The organism is Duganella sp. CT11-25 (assembly GCF_047302815.1).
In the GTDB taxonomy this organism is placed as follows: Bacteria; Pseudomonadota; Gammaproteobacteria; order Burkholderiales; family Burkholderiaceae_D; genus Rugamonas.
In genome coordinates this window covers 2,099,043-2,116,058 of record NZ_JBKBFD010000001.1, presented here as the reverse complement: position 1 = coordinate 2,116,058, position 17,016 = coordinate 2,099,043, and the positions used below count along the sequence as shown (strand labels likewise).

Genomic DNA, 17,016 nt, shown 5'->3' with positions numbered 1-17,016 from the left:
TACCCATGTTTAATAAAGTTACGAAAACCTTCCAGTACGGTCAACACACCGTGACGCTGGAAACTGGCGAAATCGCCCGCCAGGCCTCCGGCGCAGTGCTGGTATCGATCGAAGATACCGTTGTTCTGGCAACCGTGGTTGCGCGTAAAGACGCGAAGCCAGGCCAGGACTTCTTCCCACTGACCGTCGACTACGTTGAAAAAACCTATGCTGCCGGTAAAATCCCGGGCGGTTTCTTCAAACGTGAAGGCCGTCCTTCGGAAAAAGAAACACTGACCTCCCGCCTGATCGACCGTCCTATCCGTCCTCTGTTCCCAGAGGGCTACCTGAATGAAGTGCAAGTCATCATTCACGTGTTGTCGGTCAACCCGGAAATCGATCCAGACATCGCCGCCATGATCGGCGCATCGGCCGCCCTGTGCGTGTCGGGCGTGCCATTCAATGGCCCGGTCGGCGCAGCGCGCGTCGGCTACGCCAACGGCCAGTACATCCTGAACCCGACCGTGCAGCAACTGAAGACCTCGCAGATGGATCTGGTTGTCGCCGGTACCGAAACCGCCGTGCTGATGGTGGAATCGGAAGCGCAGCAGCTGTCGGAAGAAATCATGCTGGGCGCCGTGGTCTTCGGCCACACCGAAATGAAAGCGGTCATCGACGCGATCCACGAACTGGTGCGCGACGGCGGCAAGCCGGAAGTCGAATGGGTTGCCCCAGCGAAGAACGAAGCCCTGATCGGCCGCGTTGCCCACTTCGCCGCAGGCAAAATCAACGAAGCCTACCAGACCAAGGACAAGCAGGAACGCACCGCCAAGCTGAAGGCCGCCACCAGCGAAGTGCTGGCCGACCTGGCAGCCGAAGCGGCAGCCCACGGCGCCTCGGCACCGGATTCGGCTGAAGTGAACAACATCCTGTTCGACATCGAAGCCAAGATCGTCCGTTCGCAGATCCTGGACGGCGAGCCACGCATCGACGGCCGCGACACCCGCACCGTGCGTCCGATCTCGATCCGCACCTCGGTGCTGCCACGCACCCACGGTTCGGCGCTGTTCACCCGCGGCGAAACGCAGGCGCTGGTGGTTGCCACCCTGGGCACCGCGCGCGACAGCCAGAAGATCGACGCGCTGATGGGCGAGTTCACCGACTCCTTCATGCTGCACTACAACATGCCACCGTTCGCCACCGGCGAAACCGGCCGCGTCGGTACGCCGAAGCGCCGCGAAATCGGCCACGGCCGCCTGGCCAAGCGCGCGCTGATCGCCGCGCTGCCGTCGGCTGAAGAGTTCAGCTACGCCGTGCGCCTGGTGTCGGAAATCACCGAATCGAACGGTTCGTCGTCGATGGCTTCGGTCTGCGGCGGCTGCCTGGCGCTGATGGACGCCGGCGTTCCAATGAAAGAGCACGTCGCCGGTATCGCGATGGGCCTGATCAAGGAAGGCGGCAAGTTCGCCGTGCTGTCGGACATCCTGGGCGATGAAGATCACCTGGGCGACATGGACTTCAAGGTCGCCGGTACCCGCAACGGTATCACCGCGCTGCAGATGGACATCAAGATCATGGGCATCACCAAGGAAATCATGCAAGTGGCGCTGGCGCAAGCCAAGGAAGGCCGCGAGCACATCCTGGGCGAAATGCAAAAAGCCATGCCGCACGTGAAAACGGAACTGTCCGATTTCGCACCGCGCCTGATCACCATCAAGATCAACCCTGAGAAGATCCGTGACGTGATCGGCAAGGGCGGCGCCGTGATTCGCGCGCTGACCGAAGAGACCGGCACCCAGATCGACATCAGCGACGAAGGTGTGGTCACCATCGCTTCGGTCGACGCCGCCGCCGGCCAGGAAGCCAAGCGCCGCATCGAAGAGCTGACCGCCTCGGTCGAAGTAGGCAAGTCCTACGACGGCGTGGTCCTGAAGCTGCTGGACTTCGGCGCGATCGTCCAGGTCATGCCAGGCAAGGACGGCCTGCTGCACATCTCGCAGATCGCCAACGAGCGCGTCAACGCCGTTGCCGACTACCTGAAAGAAGGCCAGGCAGTGCGCGTCAAGGTTCTGGAAACCGACGACCGCGGCCGCCTGAAACTGTCGATGAAAGCCGCCGCTGAAGAAGCCGCTGCCGCCGCCGCACAGTAATACTTCAGATCAGTCTGACTAAAAACCGCACTGTGTGCATGCAATGGCCAAGGCCAGCGCATTGCCACAGTGCGGTTTTTTTACGTCCTGAACTTTTAGAGTCGTGCCCGGTCTAAGCAGATCATGGGCACGCTATACGAAGACGACATCATTGCCTGGTCCGAACAGCAGGCCGCCTTGCTGCGCGCCGGCCGCTGGGAGCTGCTGGATCGTGACAACATCGCCGAGGAGATCGAGGATGTGGGCAATCGGGAAAAGAAAGAGTTGCGCAGTCGAATGATCGTATTGCTCACACATCTACTAAAGTGGCAATTTCAAGCGTCGCATCGCGGCAGCAGTTGGATAAATACGATACGTACTCAACGCGTAGCTATCGAGGACGCGCTCGACGATTACCCAAGCTTGCACAAGCTGCTCGACGATCCGCAGTGGCTGGCAAAAACCTATAGTCGTGCAGCAAGGGAGGCTTGCGCCCAGACACATTTGAAAGTCATTCCTGCCGCGCTGCCCTGGAGTGCCGCGCAATGCGTGTCGCACGATTTCTGGCCTGATGGCGCTACCGCAGCAGCCAGCGGCGCGACAGATAGTCCAGGGTGATGGTGCGCCGGCCGAGGTGGCGCAGGCCCAGTAAACCGACCAGCTTCTGCCCCGGCCTAAACCGGTCCACCGCACAGTAGGAAGCCATGTACTCCTTCAGTGTCAGCATGTCGGCGATCGTCAGCGGCCGCTTGACGATGGTTTCGTAGCAGCTGACTTGCTTACCCCAGCTGTTGACTTTGAACTCTGTCACCGTGGTGCTGGCAGCCAGCGGCAAACCGCCGGTGATGGCGTGCCATTCCGCCGCGTCGATAGCGCTCAGGCCGAAGCGCGCAGAACCTGTATCGAGCAAGGCGTAGCCCACCAGGCCCGACGACAGGCGGACTTCCACCAGCGTATGGCCACCGGCCTCGCTCCATTGCGAGTAAATCAGGGGCTGGGCGGCGCTGTTGTTGGCGAGCAAGGCCGAACTCGCATAACTGTATTTTGACAGGTCCAGATTCAGTGTCAGTGTGCCGTGCTCGAAGAAGGCGTTGCCCAGCGAGGCGATCCCATCGCAGGCGCCGGATTTGATGCGGGCTGCTGTGTCCGCGCCCGCTGTCGTGGTCATGCTGGCGCCACCCGCTTCCACCAGGACGCTGACCGTCGCCGCACCTTCTGCCACACGATCGTCATGCCACAGCACGCCGCCATTGGCGCCGGTATCGAGTTGCAGTTTGCAGTCGATGCCATTGATTTTGGCGGGTATGAACAACGCGACCCGTTCGATGGGGCCGCCGGCGACGACGCTGGCGGATTGCCATTCGAACGGATGCCATTGCGGCTCCGTGGCCTGCCCGGACAAGGGCAGGCAAAGCAAGGCCAGAAGTGCCGCGTAGCGCTGCGGCCGGGAGGGCCGCGCCGTGCTTGACGGGTCGGGCAGCTGCAACTTATTTGCCGTCGTAGGTGACGCGGTAGATGCGGCCGCCGAAGTCGTCGGAGACCAGCATCGAGCCGTCGGCCAGCGTGACCAGGTCGACCGGACGGCCGACCACTTCCTCGCCGCGCAGGAAGCCGTCGATGAAGGCGGTGTCGCTGACGACCTTGCTGTTGTACAGCGTAATCAGGCGCACGGTATAGCCGCTCTTGGTGGTGCGGTTCCACGAGCCATGCTCGGCCACATACACATTGTTGCGATACGCCTCAGGGAACTGCTTGCCGGTGTAGAAGGTCAAGCCCAGCGGCGCCACGTGCGGGCCCAGCTTGGCGACCGGCGGTTCAAACTCCTCGCAGGTGCGGCCGTTGGCAAACTGCGGATCCGGCACCACGCCGCCGTGGCAGTAAGGGAAGCCGAAGTGCAGGCCCGCCTTCGGCGCGATATTCAACTCGCACGACGGCGTGTTGTCGCCCATCTCGTCGCGGCCGTTATCGGTGAACCACAAGGCCTTGGTGGTCGGATGGAACGCGAAGCCGACGGTGTTGCGCACGCCGCGCGCGTATTCCTCCAGCCCGCTGCCGTCGGCGTTCATACGGTAGATCCTGGCGCTCTTGGTGTCCTCGGTATCGCAGACGTTGCACGGCGCGCCGACCGGGATGTACAGCTTGCCGTCCGGCCCGGCCTTCATGATCTTCTCGCCATGCCATTTGTCGTTGGGCAGGCTGACCTTGACCACTTCGTACGACGGCTTCTGCGCATAGCGCTTGTCGATATTGTCGAAGCGGATCACGCGGCTGATCTCGCCGACGTACAGCGCGCCGTTCAGCAGCGTCACGCCGATCGGGTTTTCAAGTCCTTCGACGATGGTCACCACGTCGGCGGCCTGCTTGTCCGCGCGCGGCACCAGCGCATACACTTTGCCGGCCTTGCGCGAACCGACATAGACGATGCCGCTGTCCGACACCACCATGCTGCGCGCGGCGGCGACCTCATTGGCATACACGCTGATGTGGAAGCCTTTAGGCAGCTTGAAGCCGCTCAGGTCAGGCCCATCCTGCCGGACCTTGGTCGCCGCCGGGGCGGGCGCAGCCGCGGCCACTGCCGGCTTCGCGGCCGGAGCGATGGCCTTGTTGGCGCCGGCCGCGATGTAGTCGGCCAGCAGTGCGATCTGCGGCGCGCTCAGCGTCGACGACCAGGCCGGCATATCCTTTTCCGGCACGCCCTTGCTGATGACCTTGATCAGGTTGGCCTTGGTCGGCGCGCCGTGCAGCCAGGCGTGGGCGCCCAGCGTCGGGCCGATGGCGCCTTCCATTTTGGCGCCGTGGCATACCGCGCAATTGGCCTGGTACAGTTTTTCGGCGGTCAGGGCCGGCGCGGCGGCGTGCGCGGCAAACGATGCAAACGCCAGGCCGATGGTCGCGGCGCGCAGAGCGATCTGTTTCATGTGGATTATCCCCGTGTAAGTGATGCAGCATTGTACAATCCGCCACGAATCCACCACCAGAATTTGATCGCCCATGCGCCTGTTCCTGCTGCGCGCCGCTGGAATCACCGCCGGCAAGCGTCTCGCGGACGAGCGCGCGGCATCGTCAGACTGACCCGGTCCGCAGCCGTGGCAACGCCGGCCGCGTGCCCGCATCCGCCGGCCGCTTGCGGGCCGACGCGATCGCGCTGACACTGGCCGATGACGCCGCGCCACCCACGATGAACACGCTCACCAGTCCCGCCAGATGGGTGGACTGGTCTTGCAGGGCCTCGGCGGCCGCAGCCGCCTGTTCCACCAGCGCCGCGTTCTGCTGCGTCACGCCGTCCATCTCGATGATGGCCTGATTGATCTGCTCGATACCGGCCTCCTGCTCGCCGCTGGCGGCGGTGATCTGCTCCATGATCTCGCTGACGTGCTTGATGCTGGTGACGATCTCGCTCATGGTGCTGCCGGCTTCATCGACCAGCATGGCGCCGTCGGCGATCTTCTCCACCGACTCGCCGATCAGGTGCTTGATGTCCTTGGCGGCGCTGGCCGAACGCTGCGCCAGGTTGCGCACTTCGGAGGCGACGACGGCAAAGCCGCGCCCCTGCTCGCCGGCGCGCGCCGCTTCGACGGCGGCGTTCAGCGCCAGGATATTGGTCTGGAAGGCGATGCCGTCGATGACGCCGATGATGTCGACGATCTGCCTGGATGATGCACTGATCGATTCCATCGTCTTCACCACGCCGCCGACCACGTCGCCGCCGCGCACCGCGACTTTCGACGCGGAGGACGCCAGCTGGTTGGCCTGGCGCGCGAACTCGGTATTCTGCTTGACGGTGGCGGTCAGCTCTTCCATCGATGATGCGGTCTCTTCCAGGGAGCCGGCCTGCTGCTCGGTGCGCGAGGACAGGTCCTGGTTGCCGCTGGCGATCTCGTTCGACGCGGTGGCGACCGAATCGGTGCTGGTGCGCACTTCACTGACGATGGCCGCCAAGCGGTCGCGCATCGAGACGATGCTGAACAGCAGGCTGGAACGGTCGCCGGCGGCGATCTCGACATGCACGGTCAGGTCGCCGCCGGCGATGCGGTCGGTGATGCCGGCCGCGTAGCCCGGCTCGCCGCCGAGCTGCTTGAGCAGCGAGCGGCTGATCAGCCAGCCCAGCGCCGCCGCCAGCGCGACCGACGCCAGGCTGAGGATGAGAATGGTCCAGGCGGATTGGCTGCTGCGGCGGCCGATGGCGGTGCCGATTTCATCGATCGCCGCTTTCTGGCGATCGACAATGGCTGCCATGGCGGCAACGTAGACCTGGCCGGCGGGGATGAATTCCTGGTCGATGATCTGGTTGGTTTTCTCCAGGTCGCCGCCGGCCTTTTCCGCGAAGGCGCGCTTGCGGGCGGCCTGGTAGATCTTGCGCTTCTCGATGGCGGCGTCGAACAGCGCCTTGGCGGCGGGATCGTCGAGCAGCTCGACGATCTGCCGCTGGTTCTCCTCGGCGCGCCTGGAGTTGGTGGCGATGCCGTCCTCGAACAGCTTCTGGGTCGCGGGATCGCTGGTCTTGGAGGCCGCCAGCGCGCGCTGTACATTGGTCTCGACGATGGCTTTCCAGTCGCTGACCAGGCGTTCCGTCTTGAGTTGATGGCCGAGCAGGGTGTTGGTGTCGGCGGCGGTCTGGCGGATGCTCATCCAGCTGACGATGGCCACGGTGAGCAGCAGCAACAGCGTGGCGCCGAAGCCTGTGGCCAGCCGGTTGCTGACCTTCATGTTGGAAAACTGCATATTGCCTCCTTGGGAAAGCGAAGTGGTTGGAGCGAAATGTTCGTCTCGGAGGTTATTGTTTTTTAAGAAACTATAGTTTCTATAATTCATTTTATCACTGAAGGAAAAATGCCGTACGGCAAGGCCATTGTTCTTACGCGAATTTACAAATGTGACGGCGTCGGGTAGGCTGCTGGGCTACTTTTCCAGCGCGCAGACCATGTCCTCCATTGTTGATTTCGAAGTCCCGTTCGACGGCTTGCTGCTCAAGGGCGACCAGTTCGTCGGCAGCGACAGCAACCGCGTCTTGTATGTGCATGGCGCGGGCGCCAGCACCCGGCACGGGCACCGCCTGCTGCGCGGAGCGCTGCGGCAGCGCGGCGTCGGCAGTACCTGTTTCGACTGCGTCGGACATGGCGAAACGGGCGGCACGCTGGCGCAATCGTCGGTGGCCAGCCGCACGCGCCAGGCGCAGGCCGTTGCGGCGGCGCGCGGATTGCCGGAACCGCTGGCGGTGTTCGGTTCGAGCATGGGCGCCTACAACGCCATCAGGCTGACGCAGACTTGCGCGGTCGATGCGCTGGTCTTGATCGTCCCCGGCGTCTACACGCCGTCCGCCTACGAGGTGCCGTTCGGTCCCGGCTTCTCGGCGGTGATACGCCGCGAGCGCAGCTGGGCCGACAGCGATGCATGGGAGATCCTGTCATGCTTCGAAGGGCGCCTGCTGGTGATCGCCGCCGAACACGACGCCGTGATCCCGCTGGAGATCCCGCAGCGCCTGGTCGCCGCCGCCACACGCGCGCAATCGCGTGAACTGCATGTGGTGCAGGGCGCCGGGCATAATCGCCTGTGGTCCTTGCTGGAAGAGGAGCCGGCGCGCTTCGACGCCGCAGTGGATATGGTGGCTGCCGTGGTCAATGGCGGAAAGCAGTAGGAGTCGAACCTACCGGAGAGCGTCTGACGCCCCCCACCGGGTTTGAAGCCCGGCCCCACCACCGGGTGAGCATGCCTTCCTCGGTACTACCCGCCACTGTACGACCAGACTACATTCGGCCGTATCATGTGGATGTTGCCTACGCGCCGAGTATAGCCGACGCGATTGAAGAACTCCAATATCTGTATGGCCCGCTTGCGACCGATTCCGGCCGCGTCGCGGAACGCCGATGCCTGCGCCTCGGGCAGCGAGGCCACCAGCGCCGCCAGTTCCGCCAGCCGCGTGGGATGATAAAACAAATCCGGCACCAGTTGGCTGATCTCTCCCGTCTTGGATAGCTTCAACAACAACCTGCGCACCTCCGCCTCCGGCAGGTCGTGTTCGCGCGCCAGGTCGCGTACCCACGGCGGATCGAAGCCGCCCGCCAGCAAGGAGGCCAGCAACGGGCTGGCCTGCGCTTGCTCGGTCTCGCTCAGCTCCACGTTATGCGACGGCAGGTGCAGGCTGCGGCCGCGCTGCTTCAGCGCTCCGTTGCCGAGCAGCGTTTCGATCAGGCGGCTCCACAAACGGTCCTCCATGTCCGGTGCGACGATGCGCTTGAGGCGCCACAGTTCGGGCCCCGCATCGTCCGGCGCGCGCGCGTGGAACCCGGCCAGGGCGGCCAGGATGCGAACTTCCAGCGTCTGTACCTCCGCCGCCGCGATCAGCAGCTTGTCGCCGCCTTGCAGCGCGACTTCGACGGTGTCTTGCGGCGCCGCGACCTGGTCGGCCGGCAGCTGCGACAGGCGCACCAGTGCCGACATGCGCAAGCCCAGTGGACTGCGGGCCAGCAGGGAGGCGATGTCGCCGCTGGCGATGTAGTCGGATAGCGCTTGCAGCCAGGCCAGCCGCGCGGCGCTGCGCCGCTTGCGCGCGGGCGCGAACGGATCGAGCACCATGCCGCCGCCTATCGTCGCCGAGGCTTGCGCGTTACGGATCACGAAGCGGTCGCCCGGCACGGCATGCACCGGCGCGTCCAGTACCAGTTGCACGCGCGCGGTGTGGCCCGGCGCCAGCAATTCGCCGTCAAGCAGCACGACGTTGGCGGTGTGGTGCGCGGCGCCCAGATGCACATGCAGCGGTGACCAGGGCTTGAGCGTCAGGCCGCAGTCAGGCGTCAACGTCAGTTCGGCGTCGATGCGTTCGGAGCAGGAGGCGAGGGCGGGGGCGGCCACCCACGTGCCGCGGGGAATGTCCTCCTTTGCCACGCCGCTCAGGTTCAACGCCAGGCGCTGGCCCGCGCGGCCGGTGTCGGCGGTGCGGTTCTGCGCGTGGATGCTGCGCACGCGCGCCTGCTGCCCGCCTGGCGCCAGTTGCAGCGTGTCGCCTGCCCGGACGCTGCCCGCCAGTGCCGTGCCGGTGACGATGGTGCCTTGCCCGGCCAAGGTGAATACGCGGTCGACGCCAAGCCGGAACAGGCGGCGTTCGTCGCTGGCCGGCAGCGTGGACGCCATCTGCGCCAGATGCTTCAACAACGATTGCACACCGGGATCGCCTTCGGCGGTGGCGTTGGTGCGGAAGATGGCCGCGCCGGCAAAGTCGGTCGACGCGAGCAGCGCTTCGATGTCGGCTTCCACCTGTTGCAGGCGGGCGGCGTCGGTGCGGTCGGTCTTGGTCAGCGCGACGGCGCCGCGCTTCACGCCCAGCAGCCGCAGGATCGCCAGGTGCTCCAGCGTTTGCGGCATGATGCCGTCGTCGGCGGCGACCACCAGCAGCGCGGCGTCGATGCCGGTCACGCCGGCGGCCATGGTGCGGATGAATTTCTCGTGGCCGGGGACGTCGATGACCCCGAGGATGTCGCCGTTCTCAAGCGGCGCATAGGCGTATCCGAGTTCGATCGAGATACCGCGCGCCTTCTCTTCCTTCAGGCGGTCAGTGTCGACCCCGGTCAAGGCGCGCGTCAGCGTGGTCTTGCCGTGGTCGATGTGGCCTGCGGTGCCGACGATCATACGGCGCTTTGTCCCAGCAGCGGCAACTGATCGACGAAGCGCTGTTGCTGGTGCTCGTCCAGGCAACGCAGGTCCAGCCACAGCGCGTCCTGCGACACGCGGCCGATCACCGGCAGCGGCAAGCTGCGCAAGCGCTGCTCCAGCATGCCCAGCGCGTTGCTGATGCGGCTGGCCGTCGCGGCGCGTACCGCCAGGCCATGGCTGTGCAACTGGTCGACGGGCAGGGCGCCGCTGCCGATCTGGCTCATCATCGCTTCATCGCGCACTTCGTAGCCGGTGCCCAGCGCCGCCTGCAACTGCGGCAGGATAGCCTGCGCCTGCGCGCGCATGGCGGCGGCGGGGCGGGTCAGCAGTTTCAAGGTGGTCAGGCGTTCCGGCAGCAGGTCCGGCGCGCGGTACAGCGCGAGCACCGGCTCCAGCGCCGCCAGCGTCAGTTTGCCGACGCGCAGCGCGCGCTTCAGCGGATTCTTCTTGATCTGCGCGATCAGGTCCTTGCGGCCGACGATGATGCCGCACTGCGGCCCGCCCAGCAGCTTGTCGCCGCTGAAGGTGACCAGGTCGGCGCCGCCGGCGATGGTCTCGCGCACGGTGGTCTCGTGCGGCAGCCCATATTGTTCAAGGTCGACCAGCGTGCCGCTGCCCAGGTCCACCGCCAGCGACACCTTGTGCTTTTGAGCCAGCGGGGCCAGTTCCGGCAACTCGACACTTTTGGTAAAACCGGTGATGGCGTAATTGCTGCAATGGACTTTCATCATCAGCGCGGTCTGCGGACCGGCCGCCGCGTCGTAGTCCTTCAGGTGCGTGCGGTTGGTGCTGCCCACTTCGCGCAGCACGGCGCCGGCGCGGGTCATGATGTCCGGAATGCGGAAGGCGCCGCCGATCTCCACCAGCTCGCCGCGCGAGACGATCACTTCCTTGCCCTGCGCGATGGTGTTCAGCATCAGCAGCACGGCGGCGGCGTTGTTGTTGACGATGGTGGCCGCTTCGGCGCCGGTCAGTTCCAGCAGCAGGTCTTCAATCAGGTTGTCGCGGTCGCCGCGCTTGCCGGTGTCGATGTCCCATTCCAGGTTCATCGGCCAGCGCAGCGCTTCGGCCACGGCTTGCACCGCGCTGTCCGGCAGCAGCGCGCGGCCAAGGTTGGTGTGCAGCACGGTGCCGGTCAGGTTGAAGACGGGACGCAGCGGCGAGCGGTTGGTTTCGCGCAGGCGCTCGGCCAGCATCGCCAGCAGCGCGGGAATGTCGGTGGCGGTGGTGGCGGCCGGCGCCGTGGCTGGGCCTCCGCGCTGGCCCGCCAGCAGTACGCCGCGCAGCTCCGCCAGCAGGGAGCGCGCCGCTTCCAGTGTCTGTACGCGCCCATATTCAGCGATCAGCGGCGCACAGCCGGCGTCGGACAGGATCAGGTGCACGGCCGGCAGGCGGATCGGGCCGACTGCTGCGCCGGCGCCATCGGCTGCGTCGTTGGCGGCAGGCGTATTCATTCGGCGTTAAACCACAGCAGGGGATTGCCGCTGGCGCGGGCGTAGCCGGCTTCGCCGACCAGCAGGTCCAGCGTCAGGCTGGCCAGGTCGTCGGCCAGCGGATCGACGTTGTAGTCGTGCTCCTGGTTGAAGATCTTGCGATAGGTGCGACAGTCATCGCAGGTCTCGGCGCGCGCGACCTTGCTCGGATCGTTGGCCTTGTTCTCCAAAGGCGCGGCCGGTTCCGCGTCCGCCGGCTCGATGCTCTGGTAGGCGATTTTCGCGGTGTGTTCGCAGCACGAGCACTTGACACGCACCATATGCCATTCGCTGCAGCAGGTGGCGCAGTGCAGGTAGCGGTAACCCTGCGATTGCCCGCCGATGCGGATCACACTGGCCACCGGATGCGCGCCGCATACAGGGCACAAGGTGTTGGTCACCAGCGGCTGTACGCGCTGTCCATCGAGCTGGCTGGCGCGCATGGCCCACACAACCTGCAAGGCTGCGGCCACAAACGGCGCATGCAGCGGATTCACGCCTTCGGTCAGTTCGGCCAGCACGGCGTCGGCGCAGCCTTCCAGTTGCGTCTCGTCGAGCGCACGCAGCTCCACCAGCACCGCCGATATCTGCGGCTGGCTCGCGGCGAGAGAATCAAGTTGATCGAGCAGGGCGCTGAATACGGCGCGCCATGAGGCAGGCCGGATGCCGCTGACCGGCAGCGGCGGCATGTTGTGGTCCAGTGAAAGCGTGATGTCGGCGGCATCCGGCAGAGCGAATGCTTCGGCCGGGAAGGACTTGATCACCGCCGCCTGCGCGTCGACCAGCGCCGCCATCAGCTGCAGATAGCCGCTCAGCGTTTCGCCGACGGGAATTCCCTTGATCTCGTTGTTGGCCAGTTGGCGCAGGCGCGCGGCGCGCGAGGTGAACAGGCTGCGGGCTTGCGGCAGCAGCAGGCGTGGGATGGCGTTGTGATCGAGGGCTTCGATCTCGCCAGGGGCAAGCAGGCGTTGTACCAAAAAAGTCTCCCAGGTTGCCGGCGGCGAGGGAGCCGCCGGCTCGGGGACTATTCTAATCCCAAATCGCGCTATCAATCGCGCGATTTACGGGCGACTTCTTCAAACCAGCGCGGATGGTGCTTGCGCGCCCACCCATAAGTGACAGTGCCGCGCACCATCGCGCCTATCGAGCCCTTGACCCAGAAGCCCGCGTAGATGTGAACGATGATGGAGCAGATGATCACAAAGGCGCAGAACGCGTGCAGCAGCCCCGCGAAGCGCACGATCTCGATCGGGAAGTAGAACGAGAAGTAGGCGCGCCACAGCACCACGCCGGACAGCAGCAGTCCGACCATGCAGGCGATCAGCACGAAGAACAGCATCTTCTGGCCGGCGTTGTAGCGGCCGGCTCCGGGCAATTTGTCCTCGCGGTTGTTGACCACGTCGCCGACCTGCCGCAGCCATTCCTTGTCGCCTTTCTCGAAGTGGTTGTGATGCCAGAAGCGCAGCACCAGCAACGCGAACGAGACGAACATCACCAGGCCGATGAAGGGGTGGAGGATGCGTGTCCATTGGCCGCCGCCGAGGAACACCGCCATCCACGCCGTCGCCGGGTGGAACATGGCCAGCCCGGACACCGCCAGCAGCACAAAGCAGATGGCGGTGATCCAGTGGTTGCTGCGCTCATTCGGCGTGTAGCGCTCGATCAGCGGATTGCCATCCTTGTCGCGATTGGGTGTGCTCATTTTTCGCTCTCCCTGATCCGGTCGGCCTCTTGCAGCGCCACGGCTTCCTCTTCCTTGCTGACCTCGTTCGGGCCGACGCGCGAGTAGTGGAACCAGCCCGCCAGCGCGGTGACGGCGATGCCGGCCAGCGCGAGCGGCTTGGTCAAGCCCTTCCACAATCCGACCATCGGACTGATGCTCGGATTCGCCTTCAGGCCGTGGTACAGGCCCGGCTGGTCCGCGTGGTGCAGCACGTACATCACGTGCGTGCCGCCGACGCCGGCCGGATCGTACAGGCCCGCGTTGGCGTAGCCGCGCGACTTCAGGTCGACGATGCGCTCCTCCGCATGCACCTTCATGTCCTCCTTGGTGCCGAACACGATCGCGCCGGTAGGGCAGGTCTTGACGCAGGCCGGCTCCTGGCCCACCGCCACGCGGTCCGAGCAGAGCGTGCACTTGTAGGCGCGGTCATCCTTCTTGGAGATGCGCGGCACATCGAACGGACAGCCGGCCACGCAGTAGCCGCAGCCGATGCAGTTCTCCTGGTGGAAGTCGACGATGCCGTTGGTGTACTGGACGATCGCGCCCGGCGAAGGACAGGCCTTGAGGCAGCCCGGGTCTTCGCAGTGCATGCAGCCGTCCTTGCGGATCAGCCATTCGAGGTTGCCATCGTTGGTCTCGTGCTCCGAGAACCGCATCACGGTCCACGATTGCGGCGACAGATCGATCGGGTTGTCGTACACGCCGGTGGTTTCGCCGATGTCGTCGCGCAGATCGTTCCATTCCATGCAGGCCGTCTGGCAAGCCTTGCAGCCTATGCATTTGGAGACGTCGATCAGCTTGGCCACGGTGCCGGTGACCGGCGACCGCGCCACCGGCTCCTGCACCGTCGTCGCCGACATGCGCTTGATATCAAGTGATTGTAGTGCCATGGTTATTCTCCTCGGGCCGTCATGCTTTTTCCACTTTCACCAGGAAGGACTTGAATTCCGGTGTCTGTGAATTGCCGTCTCCAACCGTCGGCGTCAGGGTGTTGATCAGGTAGCCCGGTTTGGTGACTCCCTTGAACCCGAAGTGAATCGGCAGTCCGACCTGGTGGGTCTTCTTGCCGTCGATGGTCAGCGCCTTGATCCGCTTGGTCACCACGGCCTTGGCCACGATGACGCCGCGCTTGGAACTGATCTTGACCCGGTCGCCGTGCGACACGCCGATCTCCTTGCCGAGGTCTTCGCCGATTTCGACGAATTGCTCCGGCTGGATGATGGCGTTGAGGCGCGCGTGCTTGGTCCAGTAGTGGAAGTGCTCCGTCAAACGATAGCTGGTCGCCACGTGCGGGAACTCTTCCTTCTTGCCCAGCTTGGCCCGATCCCCGGGGAACATGCGGCCGGCAGGATTGCTGGTGGCGCGCGGATTGTTCGGGTGCAGCGGGTTGTGCCCGATCGGCGACTCGAACGGCTCGTAGTGTTCCGGGAACGGACCTTCGGCCATCGCATCGCGCGAGAAGAAGCGCGCCACGCCTTCCGCCAGCATGATGAACGGACCCATGCCGTTTTCCGGCGGTTCGTCCAGCTTGAAGTCCGGCACGTCGGCGCCGGCCCAGGCGGCGCCGTTCCAGCCCACCAGCTTGCGGGTTGGATCCCACGGCTTGCCCTTGGTGTCGCACGAGGCGCGGTTGTACAACACGCGGCGGTTGGCCGGCCAGGCCCAGGCCCAGTTCAGCGTCTGGCCGATGCCGGTCGGGTCGCTGTTGTCGCGCCGTCCCATCTGGTTGCCGGCGGCGGTCCAGCAGCCGGCGAAGATCCAGCAGCCGCACGCCGTGCTGCCGTCGTCGCGCAGTTGCGCGAAGCCGGCCAGCTGCTCGTTCTTCTTCAGGATGACTTTGGTCGGGTCCTTCGGATCGGTGAGCTCCTTGAGCGCCTTGCCGTTGAACTCCATCGCCAGCTCTTCCGGCGTCGGGCTGTCAGGCTTGGCGTAAGGCCAGGTGAGGTTGAGGATAGGATCGGGGAACTTGCCGCCGTCCTTCTGGTAAGCCTTCTTCATGCGCAGGAAGATGCCCGACATGATTTCCAGGTCGCTCCTGGTTTGACCCGGACCTTCGGCGCCTTGCCAGTGCCACTGCAGCACGCGCGAAGAACTGACCAGCGAGCCGCGTTCCTCGGCGAAGCAGGTGGTCGGCAGGCGGAATACCTCGGTCTGGATCTTGCTCGGATCGACCTGGTGGAACTCGCCGAACGGACGCCAGAACTCCGCCGTCTCCACCGCCAGCGGATCCATCACCACCAACCATTTCAGCTTGGACAGCGACTCGGTGATCTTCTGCTTGTCCGGCGCCGAGGCCAGGATGTTGAAGCCCTGGCAGATATAGCCGTTCATCTTCCCTTGATGCATCAGCTCGAAGGCCTGCATCATGTCGTACGGCTTGTCCAGCTTGGGCAGATAGTCGAAGGCGTAGTTGTTCTCTTCGGTGGCGGCGTCGCCCCACCAGGCCTTCATGAAGCTGACCAGGAACTTCTTCGCATTGCTGTAGTAGCTCAGCTGATTCGGACGCAGGGGCTTCAGCGCGCGCTTGGCGGCATAGGCCTCGAAGTCCTGCTCGGCGTCGCTTGGCAGCGTCAGATAGCCCGGCAGCATATTGGTCAGCAGCCCCAGGTCCGTCAGGCCCTGGATGTTGGAGTGGCCGCGCAACGCGTTCATGCCGCCGCCGGCGATGCCGATGTTCCCCAGCAGGAGCTGCACCATCGCGCCCGTGCGCAGCGTTTCGGCGCCGGTCGAGTGCTGGGTCCAGCCCAGGGCGTAGAGAATGGTCGCGGCGCGGCCCGGCACGGCGGTCGACGCCAGCATCTCGGCGACCTTGTTGAATTTCTCCGGCGGCACGCCGCAGGCCTTCTCCACCATCTCCGGCGTGTAGCGCGCGTAGTGCTTCTTCATCAGCTGATAGACGCAGCGCGGATGTTCGAGCGTGGCGTCGATCTTGGCGTAGCCGTCCTCGCCCATCTCGTAGTTCCAACTGCTCTTGTCCGCGTACTTGCCGGCCGCCTCGTCCCAGCCCGAATACAGGCCGTCGTTGAAGGCGAAGTCCTCGCGGACGATGAACGGCATGTCCGTGTAGTTGCGGACGTATTCGTGCTGGATTTTGTCGTTGGTCAGCAGGTAGTTGATGATCCCGCCGAGGAAAACGATGTCCGCGCCGGTACGGGTAGGGACGTAGTAGTCCGCCACCGAAGCGGTTCGGGTAAAGCGCGGATCGACCACGATCAACTTGGCGCCGCGATGCGCCTTCGCTTCCGTGACCCATTTAAACCCGCAAGGGTGTGCTTCAGCTGCGTTGCCGCCCATGACCAGGATGACATCGGCGTTCTTGATGTCCACCCAGTGATTCGTCATCGCACCACGTCCAAATGTCGAGGCAAGACCTGCCACCGTCGGACCGTGTCATACGCGTGCTTGATTGTCGAATGCGAGCATGCCCAGACTGCGCATGGTTTTATGGGTCAGGTAGCCGACTTCGTTGGAACCGGCCGACGCGCACAGCATGCCGGTCGTGGTCCATCGGTTGACGGTCTTGCCGTCAGCGTTTTTCTCGATGAAGTTGGCGTCCCGGTCGGCCTTCATCAACTTGGCGATGCGCGTGAGCGCGTCGTCCCAGGATAGCTTGCTCCATTCCGTGGCGCCGGGCGCGCGGTATTCAGGCACCAGCAGGCGATTCGGGGAGTGGATGAAGTCGATCAGGCTGGCGCCCTTCGGGCACAGCGTGCCGCGGTTGACCGGGTGGTCGGCGTCGCCTTCGATGTGGATGATGCTGGCGGTGGCGTTCTTGGCGCCGTCGCCCAAGCCGTACATCAGGATGCCGCAACCGACGGAGCAGTAGGGGCAGGTGTTGCGGGTTTCGGTACTGCGCGCCAGCTTGTACTGCCGGACTTCGGCCAGGGCCGTTGCCGGCGCAAAGCCGAGTAGCGCAATGCTCGAACCCGCGATGGTCGCGCCGGTCACCCGTAGGAACTGGCGCCGTGACATCTGGTTCATGAGGAAGCCTCTCAGTAGTTTGATCGGACCTACCGAGTGTAGCACTACAAAAACCAGCGTGTCCGCACCGGCATGTATCAATTGT

The 17,016-nt window shown here is 64.7% G+C and carries 12 protein-coding genes and 1 tRNA gene; 3 read left to right on the top strand and 10 right to left on the bottom strand.

The window, feature by feature from the left end:
- Positions 1-5 precede the first annotated feature (5 nt).
- Together pnp and ACEN9F_RS08815 are read left to right on the top strand one after the other, a co-directional pair.
- Positions 6-2,129 (top strand): polyribonucleotide nucleotidyltransferase, encoded by a 2,124-nt coding sequence (gene pnp / locus ACEN9F_RS08820; protein ID WP_413419662.1) that lies wholly within the window; start codon positions 6-8, stop codon positions 2,127-2,129.
- A 123-nt stretch (positions 2,130-2,252) separates the two neighbouring features.
- The gene (locus ACEN9F_RS08815; protein WP_413419661.1) at positions 2,253-2,726 is read left to right on the top strand and encodes a DUF29 domain-containing protein; all 474 of its coding nucleotides are present in this window, start codon (positions 2,253-2,255) and stop codon (positions 2,724-2,726) included.
- Here ACEN9F_RS08815 and ACEN9F_RS08810 read toward each other — a convergent pair.
- The 3 genes from ACEN9F_RS08810 to ACEN9F_RS08800 form a co-directional block, all read right to left on the bottom strand.
- Positions 2,686-3,594 (bottom strand): hypothetical protein, encoded by a 909-nt coding sequence (locus tag ACEN9F_RS08810; RefSeq protein WP_413419660.1) that lies wholly within the window; start codon positions 3,592-3,594, stop codon positions 2,686-2,688. The genes ACEN9F_RS08815 and ACEN9F_RS08810 overlap by 41 nt on opposite strands.
- A 1-nt stretch (position 3,595) precedes the next feature.
- Positions 3,596-5,026, bottom strand: coding sequence for a PQQ-dependent sugar dehydrogenase (locus ACEN9F_RS08805; protein ID WP_413419659.1), 1,431 nt, complete (start codon positions 5,024-5,026; stop codon positions 3,596-3,598).
- Between the two features lie 145 nt (positions 5,027-5,171).
- Positions 5,172-6,830, bottom strand: a complete 1,659-nt coding sequence (locus ACEN9F_RS08800) for a methyl-accepting chemotaxis protein (RefSeq protein WP_413419658.1) — start codon at positions 6,828-6,830, stop codon at positions 5,172-5,174.
- 199 nt (positions 6,831-7,029) lie between these two features.
- On the opposite strand from ACEN9F_RS08800, the gene ACEN9F_RS08795 reads away from it, so the two are divergent.
- Positions 7,030-7,743, top strand: coding sequence for an alpha/beta fold hydrolase (locus ACEN9F_RS08795; RefSeq protein ID WP_413419657.1), 714 nt, complete (start codon positions 7,030-7,032; stop codon positions 7,741-7,743).
- Here the strand turns inward: ACEN9F_RS08795 and ACEN9F_RS08790 are convergent.
- The 7 genes from ACEN9F_RS08790 to fdnG form a co-directional block, all read right to left on the bottom strand.
- Positions 7,728-7,823: transfer RNA gene (locus ACEN9F_RS08790), tRNA-Sec, on the bottom strand. The genes ACEN9F_RS08795 and ACEN9F_RS08790 overlap by 16 nt on opposite strands.
- A 6-nt stretch (positions 7,824-7,829) precedes the next feature.
- Entirely contained in the window at positions 7,830-9,731 is a 1,902-nt protein-coding gene (selB, locus tag ACEN9F_RS08785; protein ID WP_413419656.1) for a selenocysteine-specific translation elongation factor, read from the bottom strand.
- Positions 9,728-11,209, bottom strand: a complete 1,482-nt coding sequence (selA, locus tag ACEN9F_RS08780) for an L-seryl-tRNA(Sec) selenium transferase (protein WP_413419655.1) — start codon at positions 11,207-11,209, stop codon at positions 9,728-9,730. Before selA ends, selB begins: the two co-directional genes overlap by 4 nt.
- Positions 11,206-12,204, bottom strand: coding sequence for a formate dehydrogenase accessory protein FdhE (fdhE, locus tag ACEN9F_RS08775; RefSeq protein ID WP_413419654.1), 999 nt, complete (start codon positions 12,202-12,204; stop codon positions 11,206-11,208). Before fdhE ends, selA begins: the two co-directional genes overlap by 4 nt.
- Positions 12,205-12,275: 71 nt before the next feature.
- Positions 12,276-12,929, bottom strand: a complete 654-nt coding sequence (locus ACEN9F_RS08770; protein WP_413419653.1) for a formate dehydrogenase subunit gamma — start codon at positions 12,927-12,929, stop codon at positions 12,276-12,278.
- The gene (gene fdxH / locus ACEN9F_RS08765; protein ID WP_413419652.1) at positions 12,926-13,840 is read right to left on the bottom strand and encodes a formate dehydrogenase subunit beta; all 915 of its coding nucleotides are present in this window, start codon (positions 13,838-13,840) and stop codon (positions 12,926-12,928) included. Before fdxH ends, ACEN9F_RS08770 begins: the two co-directional genes overlap by 4 nt.
- Positions 13,841-13,859: 19 nt before the next feature.
- Complete coding sequence (fdnG, locus tag ACEN9F_RS08760) at positions 13,860-16,931, bottom strand: formate dehydrogenase-N subunit alpha (RefSeq protein ID WP_413419651.1); 3,072 nt, start codon at positions 16,929-16,931, stop codon at positions 13,860-13,862.
- Positions 16,932-17,016 lie beyond the last annotated feature (85 nt).

Excerpts from the sequence above, each read along its gene's own strand:
- ACEN9F_RS08795 (WP_413419657.1), top strand. The coding sequence starts at position 7,030 with ATGTCCTCCATTGTTGATTTCGAAGTCCCGTTCGACGGCTTGCTGCTC.
- ACEN9F_RS08815 (WP_413419661.1), top strand. The coding sequence starts at position 2,253 with ATGGGCACGCTATACGAAGACGACATCATTGCCTGGTCCGAACAGCAG.
- selA (WP_413419655.1), bottom strand. The coding sequence starts at position 11,209 with ATGAATACGCCTGCCGCCAACGACGCAGCCGATGGCGCCGGCGCAGCA.
- pnp (WP_413419662.1), top strand. The coding sequence starts at position 6 with ATGTTTAATAAAGTTACGAAAACCTTCCAGTACGGTCAACACACCGTG.
- selB (WP_413419656.1), bottom strand. The coding sequence starts at position 9,731 with ATGATCGTCGGCACCGCAGGCCACATCGACCACGGCAAGACCACGCTG.
- ACEN9F_RS08770 (WP_413419653.1), bottom strand. The coding sequence starts at position 12,929 with ATGAGCACACCCAATCGCGACAAGGATGGCAATCCGCTGATCGAGCGC.
- fdxH (WP_413419652.1), bottom strand. The coding sequence starts at position 13,840 with ATGGCACTACAATCACTTGATATCAAGCGCATGTCGGCGACGACGGTG.
- ACEN9F_RS08800 (WP_413419658.1), bottom strand. The coding sequence starts at position 6,830 with ATGCAGTTTTCCAACATGAAGGTCAGCAACCGGCTGGCCACAGGCTTC.
- ACEN9F_RS08805 (WP_413419659.1), bottom strand. The coding sequence starts at position 5,026 with ATGAAACAGATCGCTCTGCGCGCCGCGACCATCGGCCTGGCGTTTGCA.